The sequence below is a fragment of the Stenotrophomonas sp. PI_27 genome (assembly GCF_027854495.1).
Taxonomy (GTDB): Bacteria; Pseudomonadota; Gammaproteobacteria; order Xanthomonadales; family Xanthomonadaceae; genus Stenotrophomonas; species Stenotrophomonas pavanii.
Map to the genome: position 1 here is coordinate 83,917 of NZ_JAJNOF010000017.1, position 19,470 is coordinate 103,386.

Annotated in this window: 15 protein-coding genes and 1 pseudogene; 4 read left to right on the plus strand and 12 right to left on the minus strand. The window is 68.6% G+C overall.

All coding sequences use genetic code 11. The features are described 5' to 3' along the window. The first annotated feature begins 9 nt into the window (after window positions 1-9). From adiC to LRM18_RS18300, 3 genes are read left to right on the plus strand one after another with little or no spacing between them, the layout of a single operon-like run. Complete coding sequence (gene adiC / locus LRM18_RS18290; RefSeq protein ID WP_014647526.1) at window positions 10-1,362, plus strand: arginine/agmatine antiporter; 1,353 nt, start codon at window positions 10-12, stop codon at window positions 1,360-1,362. 20 nt (window positions 1,363-1,382) lie between these two features. Continuing rightward, on the plus strand, window positions 1,383-3,671 hold the full coding sequence (locus LRM18_RS18295) for an Orn/Lys/Arg decarboxylase N-terminal domain-containing protein (RefSeq protein ID WP_049469343.1): 2,289 nt from the start codon (window positions 1,383-1,385) through the stop codon (window positions 3,669-3,671). Between the two features lie 28 nt (window positions 3,672-3,699). After that, window positions 3,700-4,602 (plus strand): cation diffusion facilitator family transporter, encoded by a 903-nt coding sequence (locus tag LRM18_RS18300; RefSeq protein WP_270955206.1) that lies wholly within the window; start codon window positions 3,700-3,702, stop codon window positions 4,600-4,602. A gap of 177 nt (window positions 4,603-4,779) precedes the next feature. On the opposite strand, the gene LRM18_RS18305 is transcribed toward LRM18_RS18300, so the two are convergent. The 8 genes and pseudogenes from LRM18_RS18305 to LRM18_RS18340 all read right to left on the minus strand — a co-directional run bounded on the left by LRM18_RS18305 (window position 4,780) and on the right by LRM18_RS18340 (window position 12,095). Further along, the gene (locus LRM18_RS18305) at window positions 4,780-5,493 is read right to left on the minus strand and encodes an energy transducer TonB (protein ID WP_064238762.1); all 714 of its coding nucleotides are present in this window, start codon (window positions 5,491-5,493) and stop codon (window positions 4,780-4,782) included. Then, window positions 5,486-6,232, minus strand: a complete 747-nt coding sequence (locus LRM18_RS18310; protein ID WP_336297093.1) for a ChaN family lipoprotein — start codon at window positions 6,230-6,232, stop codon at window positions 5,486-5,488. Before LRM18_RS18310 ends, LRM18_RS18305 begins: the two co-directional genes overlap by 8 nt. Before the next feature lie 40 nt (window positions 6,233-6,272). Beyond that, a complete protein-coding gene (locus tag LRM18_RS18315) occupies window positions 6,273-8,744 on the minus strand; it encodes a TonB-dependent receptor (RefSeq protein WP_270955208.1) in 2,472 nt (823 codons plus the stop codon). Between the two features lie 64 nt (window positions 8,745-8,808). Beyond that, window positions 8,809-9,735, minus strand: a complete 927-nt coding sequence (locus LRM18_RS18320; protein WP_270955209.1) for a FecR domain-containing protein — start codon at window positions 9,733-9,735, stop codon at window positions 8,809-8,811. After that, window positions 9,732-10,241: an RNA polymerase sigma factor gene (locus tag LRM18_RS18325; protein ID WP_057494642.1), complete on the minus strand. Its 510-nt coding sequence runs from the start codon at window positions 10,239-10,241 to the stop codon at window positions 9,732-9,734. The genes LRM18_RS18320 and LRM18_RS18325 overlap by 4 nt, the downstream gene beginning before the upstream one ends. 161 nt (window positions 10,242-10,402) lie before the next feature. Further along, the gene (locus LRM18_RS18330) at window positions 10,403-10,627 is read right to left on the minus strand and encodes a hypothetical protein (protein WP_049469329.1); all 225 of its coding nucleotides are present in this window, start codon (window positions 10,625-10,627) and stop codon (window positions 10,403-10,405) included. After that, window positions 10,624-11,325, minus strand: a pseudogene (locus LRM18_RS20360) (glutamine amidotransferase). The gene LRM18_RS18330 and the pseudogene LRM18_RS20360 overlap by 4 nt, the downstream one beginning before the upstream one ends. Continuing rightward, the gene (locus LRM18_RS18340; RefSeq protein WP_270955211.1) at window positions 11,322-12,095 is read right to left on the minus strand and encodes a YggS family pyridoxal phosphate-dependent enzyme; all 774 of its coding nucleotides are present in this window, start codon (window positions 12,093-12,095) and stop codon (window positions 11,322-11,324) included. Before LRM18_RS18340 ends, LRM18_RS20360 begins: the two are co-directional and overlap by 4 nt. A 76-nt stretch (window positions 12,096-12,171) precedes the next feature. Here LRM18_RS18340 and ptsJ point away from each other — a divergent pair, with 76 nt between their 5' ends. After that, entirely contained in the window at window positions 12,172-13,458 is a 1,287-nt protein-coding gene (gene ptsJ / locus LRM18_RS18345; protein WP_270955212.1) for a transcriptional regulator PtsJ, read from the plus strand. 30 nt (window positions 13,459-13,488) lie between these two features. Here the strand turns inward: ptsJ and LRM18_RS18350 are convergent, their stop codons facing one another. From LRM18_RS18350 to imuA, 4 genes are all read right to left on the minus strand, one after another. Beyond that, the gene (locus LRM18_RS18350; RefSeq protein WP_270955213.1) at window positions 13,489-13,995 is read right to left on the minus strand and encodes a hypothetical protein; all 507 of its coding nucleotides are present in this window, start codon (window positions 13,993-13,995) and stop codon (window positions 13,489-13,491) included. 81 nt (window positions 13,996-14,076) lie between these two features. Beyond that, window positions 14,077-17,187 (minus strand): error-prone DNA polymerase, encoded by a 3,111-nt coding sequence (locus tag LRM18_RS18355; RefSeq protein ID WP_270955214.1) that lies wholly within the window; start codon window positions 17,185-17,187, stop codon window positions 14,077-14,079. A gap of 6 nt (window positions 17,188-17,193) precedes the next feature. After that, window positions 17,194-18,603: a DNA polymerase Y family protein gene (locus LRM18_RS18360; protein ID WP_057494647.1), complete on the minus strand. Its 1,410-nt coding sequence runs from the start codon at window positions 18,601-18,603 to the stop codon at window positions 17,194-17,196. A 9-nt stretch (window positions 18,604-18,612) separates the two neighbouring features. Further along, complete coding sequence (imuA, locus tag LRM18_RS18365) at window positions 18,613-19,227, minus strand: translesion DNA synthesis-associated protein ImuA (RefSeq protein ID WP_053462936.1); 615 nt, start codon at window positions 19,225-19,227, stop codon at window positions 18,613-18,615. Window positions 19,228-19,470 lie beyond the last annotated feature (243 nt).

Consider the following 19,470-nt stretch of genomic DNA (forward strand, 5'->3'; position numbering starts at 1 on the left):
GAGATCGTCATGGCAGAAGCAAAGAAAATCGGGGTGGTCGGAGCCACCTTCCTCGTCGCCGGCAACATGATGGGCTCAGGCGTGTTCCTGTTGCCGTCCAGCCTCGCCAAGATCGGTACCGCCTCGATCTGGGGCTGGTTGATCACCACCGCCGGCGCGCTGCTGCTGGCCTTCGTGTTCGCCAAGCTGGGCAAGCTTGCGCCCAAGGCGGGCGGCCCTTACGCCTATGCGCGCGACTGGTTCGGGCCGTACATGGGCTTCCAGACCAATACCATCTACTGGTTCGCCAACTGGATCGGCAACGTCGCCATTCCGATCGCGGCGGTGGGCTATTTCAGCTATTTCTTCCCGATCCTGTCCGAGCCGCTGGTGCGCTGCGTTGCGGTGCTGGTGCTGGTCTGGGCGCTGAGCTTTGCCAACGTGATCGGCCCGGCCTTCGTCAGCCGCGTGCAGACGGTCACCACCAGCTTTGCGTTGGTGCCGATCCTGGGCATCGCCATTTTCGGCTGGTTCTTCTTCGATGCCGACATCTTCAAGGGCGCCTACAACGTGTCTGGCGAGTCGAACTTCGGTGCGATCTCGAGCGCCGCGGCACTGACCCTGTGGGCCTTCATCGGCGTCGAGTCTGCATCGGTGACGGCCGGTGTGGTCGAAAATCCGGAGAAGAACGTCGCCCGCGCGACGCTGGCCGGCGTGTTCCTGGCTGCCATTGCCTACATCGCCAGTTCGTCGGTGATCATGGGCATGGTGCCGAACGCGGAACTGCAGGTGTCCGACGCACCGTTCGCGCTGGCGGCGGCCAAGGCGGTCGGTGGCTGGGGCGGCGCGCTGGTCAGCCTGTGCGCCTTCATCGGCGCCGCCGGCTCGCTGGGTGGCTGGATCCTGCTGACCGCGCAGAGTGCCAAGGCAGCGTCGGATGACGGCCTGTTCCCGAGCATCTTCAGCAAGACCAACAAGGACGACGTGCCGGTCAAGGGCGTGCTGATCGTGGCAGTGCTGATGACCCTGGCGGTGCTGGTGACCTCCACCTCGGAAACCGCGTCGGCCCAGTTCGACGTGATCACGTCGGCGGCCGTGGTGCTGACCCTGCTGCCCTACATCTACTCGTGCGTGGCGTGCTACTTCGTGGTCGAGCGTTCGCACACCCTGGTCCACACCGGTGCGTTCTGGACCCTGACCAGCCTGACCGTGGTGTACTGCCTGTGGGCGATCTACGGCTCGTCGGGAACCATCGTGCAGTACGCCTTCCTGTTCGTGCTGTTCATCACCGTGTTCTATCCCTTCTTCAGCGAGGAGCGCCGCCAGCAGCGGCAGCGCGCCCGCGAGGCCTCGGCCATCAGCGCCGGCGCCCGGCATTCCTGAGTTCGACAAGGAGAATCAACGTGTACTTCAAGTCCCTGGACTACCCGGTCATTGTCATCGACAACGACTACGAGTCGCCGCGCATCGGTGGCATCCTGATCCGTGCGCTGGTGGAGGAGCTGCGCAGCAACGACCAGCGCGTGCTGTGCGGGCTGAACCTGGATGACGCCCGGGCCGGTGCCCGTACCTACGTGGCGGCCTCGGCGGTGCTGATCTCGATCGATGGCAGCGAAGAGGTGGATGGCGAGTTCCAGCGCCTGACCGCCTTCCTGCGCGAGCAGAGCGCGCGCCGTGCCAATCTGCCGGTGTTCCTGTACGGCGAGCGCCGCACCATCGAGAAGGTGCCGAGCAAGCTGCTCAAGTACATCCACGGTTTCATCTTCCTGTTCGAAGACACCAAGAGCTTCATCTCGCGGCAGGTGATGCGCGCGGCCGAAGACTACATGAAGAACCTGCTGCCGCCGTTCTTCAAGGCGCTGATCCACCATGCAGCCGAGTCGAACTACTCCTGGCACACGCCGGGCCACGCAGGTGGCGTGGCGTTCACCAAGTCACCGGTCGGCCGTGCATTCCATCAGTTCTACGGGGAAAACACCCTGCGCAGCGATCTGTCGATCTCGGTGCCCGAGCTCGGCTCACTGCTGGATCACACCGGCCCGATCAAGGACGCCGAGGAAGAGGCGGCGCGCAACTTCGGCGCCGACCACACCTTCTTCGTCACCAACGGCACGTCCACCGCCAACAAGATCGTCTGGCATGGCACGGTGGCGCGCGGCGATGTGGTGTTCGTCGATCGCAACTGCCACAAGTCGCTGCTGCATGCGCTGATCATGACCGGCGCAGTACCGGTGTACTTCACCCCCAGCCGCAATGCGCACGGCATCATCGGGCCGATCAGTCTGGACCAGTTCACGCCGGAATCGCTGCAGCAGCGCATCGCCGCCAATCCGCTGGCCAGCAAGGCCTATCAGGCCGGCTCCAAGCCGCGCATCGCGGTGGTGACCAATTCGACCTACGACGGCCTGTGCTACAACGCCGAGAAGATCGCTGACGAGATCGGCAGCGCGGTCGATTTCCTGCACTTCGACGAAGCGTGGTACGCCTACGCTGCGTTCCATCCGTTCTACGAGAACCACTACGGCATGGCCAAGGGCAAGCCGCGTGAGCAGGATGCGATCATCTTCACCACGCATTCGACCCACAAGCTGCTGGCGGCGTTCTCGCAGGCGTCGATGATCCACGTGCGCAATTCCGCCCAGCGCAACCTGGATGCCGAGCGCTTCAACGAGTCGTTCATGATGCACACCTCGACCAGCCCGCACTACGGGGTGATCGCCGCCTGTGACGTGGCATCGAAGATGATGGAAGGCGATGCCGGCCGTTCGCTGGTGCAGGAGATGCATGATGAGGCGATCGCCTTCCGCCGCGCGATGCTGCACGTCCGCGACGACCTGGGCCGCGACGACTGGTGGTTCAGCGTGTGGCAGCCGACCCAGGTCGAGCGCAGCCTGGACAAGGGCGACACGCCGGCGCCGCTGGTGGCCAAGCGCGAGGAGTGGTACCTGCAGCCGGACGCGCACTGGCACGGGTTCGAGAACCTGGTCGACGACTATGTGCTGATCGATCCGATCAAGGTGACCCTGCTGACCCCCGGGCTGGGAATGGACGGCAGCATGGGCAAGCTGGGTATTCCGGCGGCGGTGCTGAGCAAGTTCCTGTGGGGCCGCGGCATCACCGTGGAAAAGACCAACCTGTACTCGGTGCTGTTCCTGTTCTCGATGGGCATCACCAAGGGCAAGTGGAGCACCCTGGTGACGGAGCTGATGGCATTCAAGGAACTCTATGACCGCAATGCACCGCTGAGCCAGGCGCTGCCGACGCTGGCGGCTGATTATCCGGTTGCCTACGCCGGCTGGGGCCTGCGCGACCTGTGTGACGCGCTGCATGCGTTCAACCAGGAATTCGCCGTGGCCAAGGTCATGCGTGAGATGTACGTGGACCTGCCGACCCCGGTGATGACCCCGGCCGATGCCTACAACCACCTGGTGAAGGGGGAGATCGAGCGGGTCGACATCGAGCAGCTCAGTGGCCGCATCGCGGCGACGATGCTGGTGCCGTACCCGCCGGGCATTCCGACCATCATGCCGGGCGAGCGCTTCGGCGACAGCGACGAGCCGATCATCCAGTCGCTGCGCATCGCCCGTGAGCAGAACGCGCGCTTCCCGGGCTTCGAGTCGGACGTGCACGGGCTCATCATCGAGCATGACGGCGATGTGGCCTCGTACAGGGTGGAGGTGCTGAAGGCCTGACCCGCGACGGTCGGCCCTTCGGAGAGCGATGGATACCGCGCGCGAGCAACGCATCCTGAAGTTCTCGATCGGGGTCACCATCGCGGTGAGCGCGATCGGCTTCAGTGGTGGCCTGCTGGTGGGCTCGCAGGCCATCCTGTTCGATGGCGTCTACAGTCTGGTCGATGTTGCCCTGACCCTGGTGTCGCTGTCGGTACTGCGGCTGGTGGCGCGGGAACAAAGCCCGCGCTTCCAGTACGGCTACTGGCACTTGGAGCCGATGGTCGAGGCACTGGGCGGTGTGATCCTGTCGCTGGCCTGCGTGTATGCGCTGGCCAACGCGGTGATCGGCTTGACCACGGGCGGGCACGAAGTGAAGTTCGGGCCCGCGCTGTGGTGGGCGGCACTGTTGAGTGCCAGCAACCTGGCGATGGCGGCATTCGTCGCGCAGCGCGCGCGTCGGCTGCGCTCGGCGCTGTTGTGGCTGGATGTGCGCGGCTGGCTGCTGGGCGGCCTGATGAGCCTGGCGGTCGTGCTGGCCTTCGTGCTTGCGCTGGCCTTGCATGGGAGCGACTGGCACCACTGGGTGCCGTACCTGGACTCGATCGTACTGGCGTTGATCAGCCTGGCGGTGCTGCCGGTCCCGGCGCGCAGCGCGTGGAAGGCCATGCGCGAGGTACTGCAGGTGGCGCCGGATGACCTGGACCGGCGCGTGCAGCAGGTGATGCAGGCGTTCGTCGCCGAGCGGGGCTATGCCGGCTTCACCAGCCATGTGGCGAAGATGGGGCGGATGCGCTTTGTCGAGATCCACGTATTGGCGGACCCGGCGACACCATTGGGCGCGGTGGGCGAGGTCGATGCGATGCGCGATGAGATCGCGTTGCGGCTGGACGCACGTGGCGGTACGTTCTGGCTGACCATCGATTTCACCGCAGACCCGGCGTGGACCTGAACCTGCTTCTGCGGGGCCGGGTCCCTGCGTGGCTGCTTTTCGTGTGCAGCAGCCGAGCACGGGCTCGGCTCTAGGCCCTGCCGGGATCGGTGCGCGCGGCGGGCCGCTGTGATGTGGCGCATCTACGTGACGCCAACCGCGGTTGAGGTCGCAGACGGCCGCGCCGTTCCGCGACGCCTAGCGCAGGTAGTACTCCACCGGGACCACCCGTTCCTGCGGTGCCTTCAGTTCATCGGGAATGGGCGGCAGCGGCTGGGCGCGGCGGAACGTCTGCAGCGCGGCCGCGTCGAGCTCCGGCTGGCCACTGGACTGCTCCAGCCGCAATGACAGCAGGCGGCCGGTGCGGCCGATGCTGGCCCTGACCCAGGCCGTTCCCTGCTGGCGGCGCGCGCGTGCGGCGGCAGGGTAGTAGCGGTAGCGCTCCAGCCGCGCCATCAGGCGGGCGTCCCACTGGTCGCTGGCGGCGCCGGCCTGGACGTCCGCCGGTGGTGCGTCCGGAGTGGGCGGCGCGGCCGTGATCGATGCCGGCACGGGAGGTGTATCGGTCACGGTCGCCGCCGGGGCGGGGGGCAGGGCGTGCTCGCCGGAACCGCCGCGTGCGCTGGCGGTCAACTCTCCCTCGCGCGCGGTGGTGGGCTTCGGTGGCGGGGGCGACCTGGTTGGCCGCGACGCGCGCGCCTGCTGCGCCTGGCTGGGGGTGTCGGCCTGGCGCTCTTCCACCGGCTGGGGCGGCGTAGCCGGTGCCAGCAGGCGCAGGCTGATGCGCACGTCCTGCTCAGCTGGCGGCGGCAGCGGCGGCGTTGCCACCCAGTGCATCAACAGCAGCAAGGGCAACAGGTGCAGGCCGATGCTGATGGCAATCGCCTGCCAGTGTTGGCGCCGTTCACTCATCGCCCAGCACCCACAGCAGGTCGGCGTCGGCCGCATCGACGGTTTCACCGGGTGACGCCAGCGCGATCACCAGTGCCGGTGCGTCCGGTGGCAGGTAGCCCGGCACGCCGGTACCGCGCAGTACATGCCAGCGGCCGGCCACCAGCAGCGCGGGTGCAGGGGCTGCGGCCAGTACCTGTGCCATGCGGATGTCGCGGGCCTGTTGCACGGCCAGCATTCCTTCCAGCATCGGCGCTGCGCCTGCGTGCTGGGCCAGCACCACGACCGACAGGCGTTGCCGGGCGGTGGGCATCGGGAACCGCACCGAGGCGTTGGAGGCGAGCAACGCATTGACCTCGGCACGCGACAGGTTGCCGCCGAACAGGGGGATGCCGGCCGCGGTGGCGTCCTGTACCAGCCCGCCATAGGCAGCCCACGGCCAGCGTGCATCCCAGTCCAGAAGTTCCTGCAGGCGCGTGCCGTCGGCACGATTGCCCTTGGCCAGCCAGCGTTGCACGCGGTCCAGGCGCGGCTGGCGCTCGCTGGCGATCATCTCCAGCACCAGTGCGCCGTGTGGACGCTGCTGTTGCAGCGCCTGCAGCAGCCAGCGCTGGGCAGCGTGGTCAGCGGCCTGGTCGTGGCGTTCGCCCAGCAGCAGTCGCGGGGCATTCGCTGCGCGCTTCACGAACGCGGCTTCGTCCAGGCGCCGGCCACTGGCCAGGTCGATCACCGTGCCGGGCAGTGGCTGCGCGCGCACCAGTGCGGCAAGCGCGAGCAGACACAGCGGCAGCCAGCGGCGGCTAGAACGCCACGTTGAGGCCCATCGAGACGGTGCGGCCGCGACCGTTGCCGCGGTCCAGGATCGGGCTGAAGATGCTGTCGATGGAGGCGTTGTTGTCATAGGACTTGTTCTGCAGGTTTTCGATGTTCAGCCACAGCGTGGTGTTGGGCTGGGGCTTGAAGCTGGCGTAGAAGTCGAGCAGCACGCCGGTGCCGCCGGTCTTGCGGGTCTGGAAGAAGTCATGGCCTTCCTCGGTGGGCCCGGAGTATTCGGCGCGCAGGCCGGCCTGCACGCGCTGCTGCCACCAGCGGCCGCCCACGTCCAGCGTCCAGTAGCGGTCGGGCAGGGCGGTGATGTCTTCCAGGTTGACGAATTCGATGGCGGGCGCGCGGGTGTGCGAACGGGTCCAGCTCAGCGTGGCGTGGTAGTGCGCGCTGGCGTAGTGCGCTTCCAGCTCGATACCGCGCATGCGCACCACGCCCGGGTGGTTCATCCAGCGCGTGGTGGTGCTGAAGTCGTCCACGTCCAGCGCATCGGTCCAGGCAGCGAGCTGCGGATCGCTGTCGATCGGCACCACGAATGGCTCCACCTCCGGCGGGTGCACGATCAGCAGGTACTGCGGCTTGATGTAGTCACGGATGCGGTTGTCGAAGCGGGTGACGCGCAGCTGCGCCAGGTCACCGTCGGTCAGCAGCGAGGAGGCGCTGAGGTTGACGCCGAACTGCAGGTTGCGCGAGCGCTCACGGCGCAGGAACGGGTTGGCGCCGACGCCATCGGCATCGCTCATGCCTTCCAGAGGAATCTTCTCGAAGAACATCTCCTGCACCCGCGGCGGGCGGGAAGTGCGCGAGACTTCAGCGAACAGCTGCAGCCAGTCGGTGGCCTGCCACGCTGCCGCCAGGCTGGGGCTGAGTGCGCGCTGGGTGCGGCGCACATCGATGCCGCCGCCGTTGATCTCTGCACACTGGCCGGGCACATCCGAGCACACGGGAACGTGACCACGGATGCCATACCGATCCTGGCGCAGGCCTGCGGTCAGCGCGTAGACGTCGTACTGCAGCTCCAGCGTGCTGAACACACTGTCCAGCTGGCTGCGGCCCTCGGGGTTGGCCCCGCGCAGGGTGGGGGTGTCGGCCACATAGATGTCCGACTGGTGCTTGATGCCGGTGTTCCAGCGCGCCTGCAGTGCGCCGACATCGAAGCGGCTGGTGTTGTCCAGGGTCCAGCTGCTCAGGCTGCTGTGGGTGCGGCGACCGATGTAGCTGGAATCCTCCACGGGCGGGTAGAACAGCCGGGTCTTGTTGCCGGCGAAGGTCGCGCGCAGGTCGATCCACGGCGAATAGGGCGTGTAGTGGTAGCGGGCGCGCTGGTTGCGTGCGGAAATCTGCCACGGGTAGTTGTGGTAGAAGTCGTTTTCGTAACGCATGTGGCTCAGGTCGAGCCGGTGCTGGTCGCTCGGCTGCAGGCGTGCTTTCAGCAGCCAGCTGCCGGGCTGCTGGCTGCCCGGGTCGGCGGTGTTCTTCTGCCCGCGCGCGGTGGCGTACTCGCTGCTGCGGCTGCTGCTGGCAGCGGCCAGCAGGCCGAACTGGCGGTCGCCGCCATCCTCGCTGTGGCGCCAGGCACCGGCAAAGGTACGGCCATTGCCGTAGCCGTTGTTGCCATGGCGGTAACCCGCGCGCAGGCCCCAGTCACGACCTTCGCCCAGCAGATCGTCGATGTCGAGCGTGCGGAAATTGGTACTGCCGGCCAGCGTGCCGGCGCCATCACCACCGGCGACTGCGCCGCGCTGCACGTCCACGCCGGCCAGCAGGAACGGATCGACATAGGCGAACGGCCCGCCCGAGCCGTGGCCCGCATTGTTGCGGAAGGTCTGGGTGACGCCATCGATCATGGTGTTGACCCGCCCCGCACCGGTCATGCCGCGGATGTTGACCTGCAGGCCGGGCTGGCTGCGCGAGTGGAAGCTGTGGCTGCCGGGCATCGAGCGCAGCAGGCTGTTGCCGTCCTGGCGTTCGGCCATCGCCACGCGCTCGCTGCCGACCGCTGGCGCAAAGCCATCGCGGGTGGCCGGCACATACTGGCTGGCCCCTGCACCGGGAGAGTGACCCTGCGCGGCATCACCCCGGACGCGGAGCGGGCCGGTTCGACGGCTGCCATCGGCGGGGGGGGCCGGCGCCGGTTCCAGGGTGGCGCGGCGTGCGTCGATGAAGCGCGGGCGCAGGCCGCTGCCGACCAGCAGGCGCGACAGGGCCTGCGCATCGTCGAACTGTCCACGCAGTGCCGGCGCGGTCTGGCCGCCCGGCAATGCCGCGCCGATCACCAGATCGACACCGGTCAGCCGGCTGTAGGCATCCAGCGCGCTGGCCAGCGGTTGTGCAGGAAGATCGAAGTGGCGCGTGACGACCTGCGCGCAGGCGCTGGCAGGCAACAACGGAAGCGGACTGGCGCAGGCCAGTGACAGGGCCAGGACAAGGGGGCGGTGAAACGGCATCGGGGGCTCCAGGGGCTGACGCAGCGCGTCGTCATCCTGGGGAGACGCAGTGGCGGGGCCGTTGTCAGGGTGCATCGTGATGTCCCTTGCGTGGCGGCAGCCACACCTGCACGCCCGCGCCCAGGCGGAGCACGCGCACCTGCAGCTGCGTGGCCAGCTGGTCGCGGCTGCGCGCCGCACCGTCGGCGCTGCCGAGCAGGGTGACCGGCTGCTGGCGCAGGTGTGCGCCGAGGATCCAGGTGTGGCCGCCATGCCAGCGATCCAGGTCCTCGGTGACCTCGGCCAAGGGCGTGGAGACCCAGTGCAGGCGGCGTTCGCGCCAGTCCAGGGCACTGGGGCGGGCAGCCAGGGTCCGGATGGGAGCCCGGCCATCGAAGCGCAGCTGTTGCCCTTCGGTGGCCTGCTCGCTGCGGATGCCGCTGTCCACGCGGACGCGATGCTCGGTGACGGTGACCACGCTGTCATTGTCGTGCACGGCAAGGTCGAAGGCCGTGCCGAGCGCGGTGACCGTGCCGTGCGTCGTGTGCACCTGGAACGGGTGCTGCGCATCGGCGGCCACCTTGAACCACGCCTGGCCGTGCTGCAGCTGCAGCTGGCGCCGCTGCGCATCGATGCGCATACGCACTTCACTGCCGGGCGAGAGCAGCACATGTGAACCGTCGGGCAGCACTTCTTCGCGGACCTCGCCCGCGGCCGTGCGCATCACCTGCGCGGCCGGCGGTGCGGCCTGGCGGGTATACAGGCCCAGTGCACAGAGCAGCAGCACCGCGGTGCCGGCCTCGCGCAGGCGCCGGCGCTGCCGCCTGTGCTGGTGCCGCTGCAGGCTGGGCGTCGCATCACCGGCCTGCCAGAGCGCCTGCAGGTGCTGGTACTGCGCGGCGTGGCGCACGTCGGCGTGGTACCACTGATTGAACGCACGCTCGTCGCGGCCGCCTTCATGCCCGTCCAGCCACCAACGCGCGGCCTCGCGCGCGATCGCCTCCTGGCTCATGCGCCGGGGACCTGCTGCAGTGCGACCAGCGCACGCAGCAGATGGCCATGCGCGGTCTGCCGGCTGATACCCAGCTGGCGGCCGATCTCGGCCAGTGCCATCTGCTCCACCCGTGCCAGCAGGAACACCTGGCGTGAACGAGGGGGAAGGGCGGCAATGACTGCGTCGAGGTGGCGCAGCTGTTCGGTATTGAGCAGGCGCTGTACCGGCAATGGCGCAGGGTCGGCGATCGCGTGCAGTTGCGCCTCATCCATCGCTTCTTCGCGCCGGCGCTTGCGCTGGCGGTAATGATCGGCGATCAGATTGTGGGCGACGCGGTACAGGTAGGCGCGGCCGTTGCCCAGCAGGCCACTGGCGGCGACGCTGACAACGCGCAGCCAGGTTTCCTGCACGACGTCATCGGCGTCGCAGCGTTGCGGGAGTTTACGGCGGACATGGGCGTGCAGCGGCCGGTAATGGGCCGCGCACAGCTGCGCGACATCCGTCGGTTCGACAGGCGTGGACACGGGGCGGGCGACAACTGGGAAAGGGAACAGCCCGCGGCGGCAAGGGCAGCGGCTGCACCTTACAGCAAAAGAGAATCATTTGCATCAAGAGGTGGTATTTCGCCCGCATCCGCTTGCGGTGCAGAGAGGTGCCGGCCAGTGGCCGGTGCCCCATCGGATCGTCAGAGGTCGCGGTACTGAACCTGCGCCGCCAGCACGCGCAGGCCGTCGGCATTGCTGGACAGGATGCGTTCTTCGCCGACACCTTTCTGCCGTTTCAGCTGGAAGCCCTGGCCGGCAGGCAGCTGCGCGGCGATGGCGTCCATGCGTTGCAGGGCATCGGGGCCGGCGCAGTCGAAGTGGCCCCAGTAGGCGCCATCGCGGTGGATCTGCAATCGGTAGTTCATCGCGGTTGCTCCGGCAGGTCCTGCAGCCAATGGTCGAACATCGCGGTGGCGGCCGCCGCCAGTGGCGCACCATAGCGACGCGACTGCGCACGCAGGTCGTTGGGACTGATGCCGGCCTGGGCCAGTTCCAGGGTGTGGCCGATCAGCCAGCGTTCGAACTGGCGTGCGTCCAGCTCGGGATGGCATTGCAGTGCCAGCGCATGGTTGCCGATGGCGAACGCCTGGTGGCGGCAGGCCGGCGTGCTGGCCAGGCGACGTGCACCGGCCGGGAGTTCGAACGCCTCGCCATGTCAATGCAGCACCGGGATACCCTGCAGGGCCTGCAGCGGCGAGCGCTGGCCGTCATCGGTGAGCAGCAGCGGCGCAAAGCCGATCTCCTTGCCGCCCGTGGCGGTGACGTCGGCACCGAGCGCACGTGCCATCAGCTGCGCGCCGAGGCAGATGCCCAGCGTGGGTCGCTGCTGCTGCAGCCGGCGTTGCAACAGCGCGATGCTGTCGTTGAGAAAGGGATAGAGATCAACGTCGTTGACGCTGATCGGTCCCCCCAGCACCACCAGCAGGTCGGCGGCCTCGGCCGCGTCGAGCGTGTCGATGCCGGCCTGCAGCACCTGCAGCTGCCAGCCCTGCGCCAGAAGCAGAGGCTGCAAGGTACCGAGGTCTTCAAAGGCAACGTGTTGCAGGACGACCGCATGCTTCATGCCGGGGCTCCATTGCTGGGCCAATAGAAACTGTCCGGGGTGGCGCGCGCGCCAAAGATGGCCTGGCCGACACGGACCACGGTGGCACCTTCCTCGATGGCGACTTCGAAGTCGCCGGACATGCCCATCGACAGCTGAGACAGGTCGATGCCGGCAGGCGCAGTGCCCTGCAGCTGGTCGCGCAGCTGGCGCAGGCGCACGAAGCAGGCACGCACGCGCTCGACCTCCGGGGTGAAGATGGCCAGCGTCATCAGGCCGCGTACGCGCAGGCGATCGAACGCGGGCAGTTGGTGCACGAAGGCCTCGACCGCGTCGGGCTCCAGTCCGTACTTGCTGGGTTCAGCCGAGGTGTTGACCTGCACGAATACATCCAGCGTACGGTCTTCCAGCTGCAGGCGCTGCTGCAGGGCCTCGGCCACGCGCAGGCTGTCGAGCGCCTGGAACTCGCTGGCGAAGCGCGCCACGTAGCGCGCCTTGTTGGTCTGCAGGTGGCCGATCACCGACCAGTGCACGTTCAGGTCGGCCATCGCCTCGGCCTTGCGCTGTGCTTCCTGCACCTTGTTCTCGCCCAGCATGTGGCAACCGACGGCCACCGCCATGCGGATGCGTGCCTCATCGACGGTCTTGCTGACCGGCAGCAGGCGCACGCTGGCCGGGTCGCGGCCAACGCGGGCGCAGGCGCTGGCAATGCGCTGGCGCACCGTGACCAGGTTGGCGGCGATCTGTTCAACGGACTGGGCGACGGGCCAGTCGGCAGCGGCAAGGGGCATGCGGGCACCTCCAATGCAGGATGGCCAGGGTCGGATACACTGGCACAGGACAAGAGATAGTTTGGCATAGGACAAAATGAAAATCACCGGGCATAGCGCCGAGTCGATCTTCGACAGCATCCGCGATGGCATCGGCAAGGGCGGCCTGCCGGCCGGCAGTGTGCTGCCGCCGGTGCGCGAGCTGGCCGAACAGTTGGGGGTGAACCGCAACACCGTGGCTGCTGCGTACAAGCGATTGGATGCGGCGGGCCTGGCCAGCACGGCGGGCCGCCGTGGCACCGTGGTGCGCGGACTGCCGCCGGCGATGCCGCGCGAAGGCAGCACGCCGGGGCTGGCGCTGCAGGACCTGGCCGGTGGCAATCCGGATCCGCGCCTGCTGCCGAACCTGCGGCTGGCGTCGACGGCGCCACGGCTGTACGGCGTGGGCACGGTCGACCCGAGGTTGCAGGCGTTGGCACGCGCCTCGCTGGATGCAGACTGCCCCGAGGGGTATGCGCTGGAGCTGACCCATGGCGCGGTCGATGGCATTGAACGCCTGCTGGCGGCGTGGCTGCTGCCGGGGGATCGCATCGCGGTGGAGGATCCATGCTTCCTCGGCAGCCTCAACGTGCTCAACGCTTCGGGTCACGCGCCGTTGCCGGTGGCGGTGGATGCCCATGGCATGCAGGTCGAATCGCTGCGGCAGGCATTGCAGGCCGGCGCACGTGCGGTGCTGCTGACGCCGCGTGCGCACAACCCGACCGGGGCGTGCCTGGATGCGAAGCGGGCACGGGCATTGCGCCAGTTGCTGGCGGCCTACCCGCAGGTGGCGGTGCTGATCGACGATCATTACGCGCTGCTCTCGCAGCAGACCTACCACTCGGTGTTGCCGCCGGACGGCCGGCGCTGGGCGCTGCTGCGTTCGCTGTCCAAGCCGCTCGGCCCCGACCTGCGGCTGGCCTGGCTGGCCTGTGATGAAGAGACCGCGACGCGGTTGCGGTTGCGGTTGGCGCCAGGCACCGGCTGGGTCAGTCATCTGTTGCAGGATGCGGCCATCACGGTGCTGGCCTCGGCGGCGCAGCGGGCGAAGATCGTCGCAGCCGGAGCGCGTTACCAGCAGCGCCTGCAGTCACTGCAGGAACTGCTGCGCGCGCGGGGCATGCCGACGCCGCTGCCGATGGAGGGATTGAACCTGTGGCTGCCATTGCCGGCCGACAGCCATCCGCAGGTACTGGCGCTGGCCGCGCGCGGATGGCATGTGCGCCCGGGTGAAGTGTTCGCGGTGGCTGCGCCGGGGCATGGCCTGCGCATCACCTGCGCGGCGCTGGGCGCGGCGCAGTTGCGGCAGCTGGCCGATGATCTGGCGGCGGTGTGCGGTGTGTAGCGCCGAGCATGGCTCGACGCCAGAAGCAGATCAGGGCGCGGCGTTGGCGCTGGGGCGCACGTAGTAGGACTGGCCGCTGTCATCGATGAACATCAGCTCCGGCGTGCCCTGCCAGGAGGTGAGCATGGCGCCGGTGTTGTTCTGGTGCTTGACCATCAGGCTGGCACCCCGGTCCGGGTTGGCCACCACCTTGAATACCTCGGTGGTGCCGTTGGCATCGTCCAGGGTCAGCACGGCTTCGCCGCCGCGATCGCTGGTGCCATAGCCGCCGCGCTCGGAGCCGTCCGGGCCGAGCAGGATCAGGCCGGACAGGGCCGTGGCGCGCGGCCCCTGGGTCCGGCCGTGGCTGACCGGGTCGGGCACCGGCGCGCCGAGGATCACCCGGGGTTGGCCCGTGCCGTCGTGGATGATCAGCCCGCGTGCTTCGAGGATGCGCTGTGGCGATTGGTTGCGATGCAGGTTCCAGGCGGTCCAGCCAGAGACCAGCAGGGCGAGGGTGGAGACCAGCAGCGTGGTCAGCAGCAGTGTGCGCGGCATCGTGTCGTCCTTCCTTGGATGCAGCGACGATCGCGGATACGGGCGACCGATGGCCAGTTCGGTGTGTGACGTCGTGTATCGTCAATGGAAGTCGCGGCTGTGGCTGCGCAGCCCCTGCAGCAGTTCATCCAGGCAATGCATGCGCTGCACGATGACATGCTGCACGCCATCGACGCGTTCCAGGCGGCCGTCGATCTGCATCAGCTGGGTATCGACCAGTACCCGGTGCTGGCGATCGGCCAGGTGCCGCCAGACCACGGCATTGACCATGCCGGTCTCGTCTTCAAGGGTGAGGAAGGTAACGCCACTGGCGGTCTGCGGGCGCTGGCGCATGCGGACCAAGCCGGCGATGCGCACGCGGCGGCCATGGCCGTGGCCCGCCAGCTGCGCGGCATCCAGGCAGCCGCGGCTGCGCAGCTGCGTGCGCAGGAACGAGATCGGATGGCGGCCGAGGGTGGTGCCGGTGCTGCGGTAATCGGCCTGCATGTCGTCCCAGGCGCTGGGCAGCGGCAGCGGCACGCGCGCTTCAGCAGTGGCGCGGGCCTGGTCGAACAGCGGCAGGCGGTTTTCCACGCCGGAGATGTCCCACCGCGCACGATGGCGATGGCCACTGAGCCCACGCAGCGCACCGGCATCGGCCAGCAGGCCCTGCTGGCGGCGATCCAGTGCGGTGCGCTGGCACAGGTCGCCGACATCCTCGAACGGGCGCCGCGCACGTTCGCGCATGATGGCCTGTACAGCCGCTTCATTGCAGCCGTCGACCAGGCGCATGCCGAGCCGGATCGCGGCCGCGCCCCTGCTGAAATCCAGCGTGCAGTCCCAGTCGCTGAAGCGCACGTCCACCGGCAGCACGCCGATGCCATGCCGGCGCGCATCCTGCAGCAGCTGGTCGGGACTGTAGAAACCCAGTGGCTGGCTGTTGATCAGGCTGGCGGTGAACGCGGCCGGGTGGTGGCATTTCAGCCAGCAGCTGTTATAGGTCAGCAGGGCGAAGCTGGCGGCGTGGCTTTCCGGGAAGCCGTAATCGCCGAAGCCCTTGATCTGCTCGAACAGATGCTCACCGTATTCCAGGCTGAAACCGTTCTCCAACATGCCGGCCAGCAGCTTCTCGCGATGCGGTTCCAGCCCGCCACGGCGTTTCCAGGCCGCCATCGAGCGGCGCAGGGCATCGGCCTGGCCAGGCGTGTAACCGGCTGCTTCGACTGCCAGCTGCATCACCTGTTCCTGGAACAATGGCACGCCCAGCGTGCGTGCGAACACGCGTTCCAGCTGCGGCGGGTAGAGCGGGTTGTCCGGGTCGTTCAATGCGCCCGGTCCCTGTTCGCGCAGGATCCGCCGCCGCTCCAGGTAAGGATGGACCATGTCACCCTGGATCGGGCCGGGGCGCACGATCGCGACTTCGATCACCAGGTCATAGAACGTGCGCGGCTGCATGCGCGGCAGCATCGCCATCTGCGCGCGCGATTCGATCTGGAACACGCCGATGGTGTCGGCGGCGCAGATCATGTCGAAGGTCTTCGCATCCTTGGGCGGGATCGCATCCATGCGCCCTTCGTGCAGGCCATGCTGTTTCAGCATCGCCAGGCACTTGCGGATGGCGGTGAGCATGCCAAGGGCCAGGCAGTCGACCTTCATCAGGCCGGTGGCATCCAGGTCATCCTTGTCCCACTGGATGACGGTGCGGTCGGCCATCGCCGCGTTTTCCACCGGCACCAGGGTCGACAGCGGATGCTCGGAGATCACGAAACCGCCCGGGTGCTGCGACAGGTGGCGTGGAAAATCGATCAGCTCGGCGGTCAACGCCAGCAGGCGCCGCATCAACGGCGTGTCCGGATCGAAGCCGCGCTCGCGCAGGGTTTCCGGCAGCGGGATGTTGCCGCCCCAGTGGTCCATCGCCGCGCCCAGTTCGTTGACCTGGTCCATCGGCAGGCCAAGTGCACGGGCGACATCGCGGATCGCGCTGCGGCCACGGTAGCTGATGGCCACCGCGGTCAGTGCGGCGCGCTCGCGGCCATAGCGCTTGAACACGTACTGCAGCACTTCCTCGCGCCGCTCGTGCTCGAAATCGATGTCGATATCCGGTGGCTCGTCGCGCTCGGCGGAGATGAAGCGCTCGAACAGCAGGTTGCTGCGCGCCGGGTCGATCTCGGTCACGCCCAGCACGAAGCACACCGCCGAGTTGGCCGCCGAGCCGCGGCCCTGGCAGAGGATGTCCTGGCTGCGCGCGAAGCGCACGATGTCCTGCACGGTGAGGAAGTAGGAGGCGTAGTTCTTCTGCTTGATCAACGCCAGTTCGTGTTCGATCTGCTCGCGTTGTTTCGGTTTGATGCCGTCTTTCCAGCGCCACCCGATGCCACGCTCGACCAGCACGCGCAGCCAGCTGTCCGGATCGTGGCCCTCGGGCACCAGCTCGCGCGGGTAGGTGTACTGCAGCTGTTCCAGGGTGAAGTGGCAGCGCGCGGCGATGCGCAGGGTCTCGGCCAGCAGTTCGGGCGGATACAGCTGGGCCAGCGCGGTGCGCGGGCGCAGGTGGCGCTCGCCGTTGGGGAACAGGCGCCAGCCGGCCTCGGCCACGCTGCAGCGGTGGCGGATCGCGGTCAGCGTGTCCTGCAGGGCGCGGCGGCGGCGCACGTGCATGTGCACGTCGCCACTGGCGACCAGCGGCAGGCGGTGGCGTTCGCCGAAGGCCTGCAGCTGCTGCAGGCGGCGTGCGTCGTCGTGTTCGTGGTGCAGCTCCACCGCCAACCACAGCCGATCATTGAAGCCGGCGCGCAGCAGTTCCAGGTCGGTGGCGGCGGGTTGCCGGTCCAGCCACAGGCACAACAGGCCGTCGGGCAGGCCGAGCAGGTCCTCGCGCAGGCAGCGGTACTCGCCCTTGGCTGCGCGCCGCCGGCAGGTGGTGATCAACTGGCAGAGCCCGGCATAGGCGGCCTGGTCGGTGCACAGCAGGGCCAGCTTCGGCCCGTCCTCGACCTGGAATTCGGCGCCGACGATCAGCGCCACGCCATGCGTCTTCGCTGCCTGCCAGGCGCGCACGATGCCGGCCAGCGAGCATTCATCGGTGATCGCCAGCGCGCGATAGCCCTGGCCGGCGGCACGCGCGAACAGCTCTTCGGCGATCGAAGCACCGCGCTGGAAACTGAAGGCCGACAGGCAGTGCAGTTCGGCGTAGCCGGGCAGTTCGCTGTGCATGGCGGCTCAGCCGAACCAGCCGTGCAGCATCCACGGCGCATGCGGATCGTTGCGCTCACGGAAGGCCCATCCGCGCTGGCCGTGTGCGGTTTCCACCACGTAGTAGTCGCGGCGCGCGTCGGCCTGGTCCCACCAGCCCGATTCGATCCGCTCCGGCCCGGCGACGATGCGCAGGCGCGGGTCACGCAGCGGTTGCGGGGTGTCCAGCAGCCAGCCGGGGCGCAGCGGCCAGTACGACGGAGGCTTGGCCGCGGGCTGGGTGCCACTGGCGCGTTCGGGGCGATGGTCGGCCTGCACCGCCAGCGGCTGCACGGCGTCATCGCCCAGCCGCGCACGCAGGCGCTCGCGCAGCTGGTTCCAGGGCATCGCCTGCGCCGGCCGGGTATCGAACAGGTCGCGCGCGGCCGGTACGAACGGCGGCAACTGCTCGGCCTGCAGGCGCAGTGCGCGGCTGCCGGCCGGCAGGGTGAAAGCCTCCATGCGGTTGCGTGCGATCTCGAACAGCAGCGCGGGATCGCGCTCGGGCGCCAGCAGGCCGATGGTCAGCACGCTGGCCGGCAGCAGGTCATGCTCGAACTGCAGGTCGAAGCGCTGCACGCCGCCATCGCGCGAACACAGGAACGCGGCCAGGTCCAGCAGCAGGCGGCGCAGCGGGAACAACAGGGCCTGGCTGGATTCGATTTCGTACTCGAATTCGATGCGTGCATCGAAACGGTCCGGTGGCTGGTAGTAGCGCAGGGGCGCGGTGGGTCGCCCACGCAATGCATCCAGCTGCTGCAGCACGTCCGGTGCGAAGCGCCGGGCCAGGCTGTCGCGCGGCAGTTCAAGTGCCGCGCCCAGCGTGCGCAGGCCGGAACGGCCAAGCACGGTGACCGCTTCGCTGGGCAGGCCGCAGCGCGGCAAGGGCAGCTGCGCCAGTGCCGCCGGCAGCTGCTGCGCATCGATGCCGAGGCCATCGTGGACGTTGGCCAGCACGCGCGCGGCATGCGGAGTAGGCGCCGCCACCAGCCGGTGGCGGAAACCAAGTTCGTGCAGTTCGCCGCGCAGCCGCTGCTGGATCGTCAACCAGTCACCGAACAGGGCGCGGCTGGCACCGATCTCCATGACCAGCGCGTGCGGGAAATCGAGGCTGACCTGCGAACTGTAGGCGTAGGCCCAGCTGGCCAGCAGCTGGCGGGTGTGCTGTTCGGCGTTGGGATCGTAATCGTGCAGGTGCATGTCCTGCACCAGCACCTGCGCGGCCGACAGCAGCATGCCCGGGCGCAGCCCTGCTGCGCGCGCGGCCGGGCTGACCGCACGCAGCACGCGGCGCTGCGCTGGGCCCTGCAGCAGCACCAGTGGCCGCTGCGGGTCCGGCTGCAGGCGCAGCACGCTGTCCAACGCCAGCTGCGGCAACAACACGCAGGCCCAGTGCATGGCGCGGCCTCAGTGGGCGATGGCCAGTGGCAACGGCTGCGCCGGCGGCAGGCCGCCACGGCACTTCAGCACCCGTACCTGGCCGTGGTCGAGCTGCAGGCGCAGGCTGGCCGGGGAGGGATTGCGCGCCGCCTGTGCCTCGCGGAACACGAAGCCCAGGCACTGGCCGCTGTCGGCGGCCACCTGCAGCCGGCGCAGGGCACGGTCGTCGGCCTGGTGTGGCCAGCACAGCACCGCCGCGCAGGCGGCAGAGCGCAGGCATTGTTCGGCGGCCCACAGCGCCTGCTTCGGCGCAGCGTGGATGACCTGCAGCTGGGCCAGGTCCAGCCCGGCCGCAGCCCAGGCCGGGGCATGCGGGCGATGGGGTGGCGCGACCAGCACGATCGGGCGGTCGCGCTGGCTCAGCCTGGCCAGCGCCGGCCAGACCAGTGCCAGTTCGCCAACGCCCGGCGCCGCCTGCAGCACCTCGCACAGCCCGCTCGCCGGCCAGCCGCCGCCGGGCAGGCGTGCGTCCAGCGCCGGGTGGCCGCTGGCCAGGTGGTCGCTGGCCGGCCCCTGGCGGGCCGGGCCGCGCCACAACTGGCGGCCGTCCAGCAGCCGGTCGAGGGCGACGACGGCACCCATCAGCCGATCCTCCAGGGGAGGCGCCGGGCAGGCTGGGAGCGACGGGAGCGGGCGGAAACGGCGGGCATGGCGCGAGTATCGACGGGCCGGTATCAGAGGCTGAGACCGGACATGCTACTCGCCCTGTGAGTAGAATTACTAATGAAATCGGAGGGGCGGGTTTCAGGTTGCTGAAGGGGTAAAGCATCCACGCATGGCCTGGATCTACTGGAGAGAGCCCCGGCAAATCCACGCCGCAGCCTG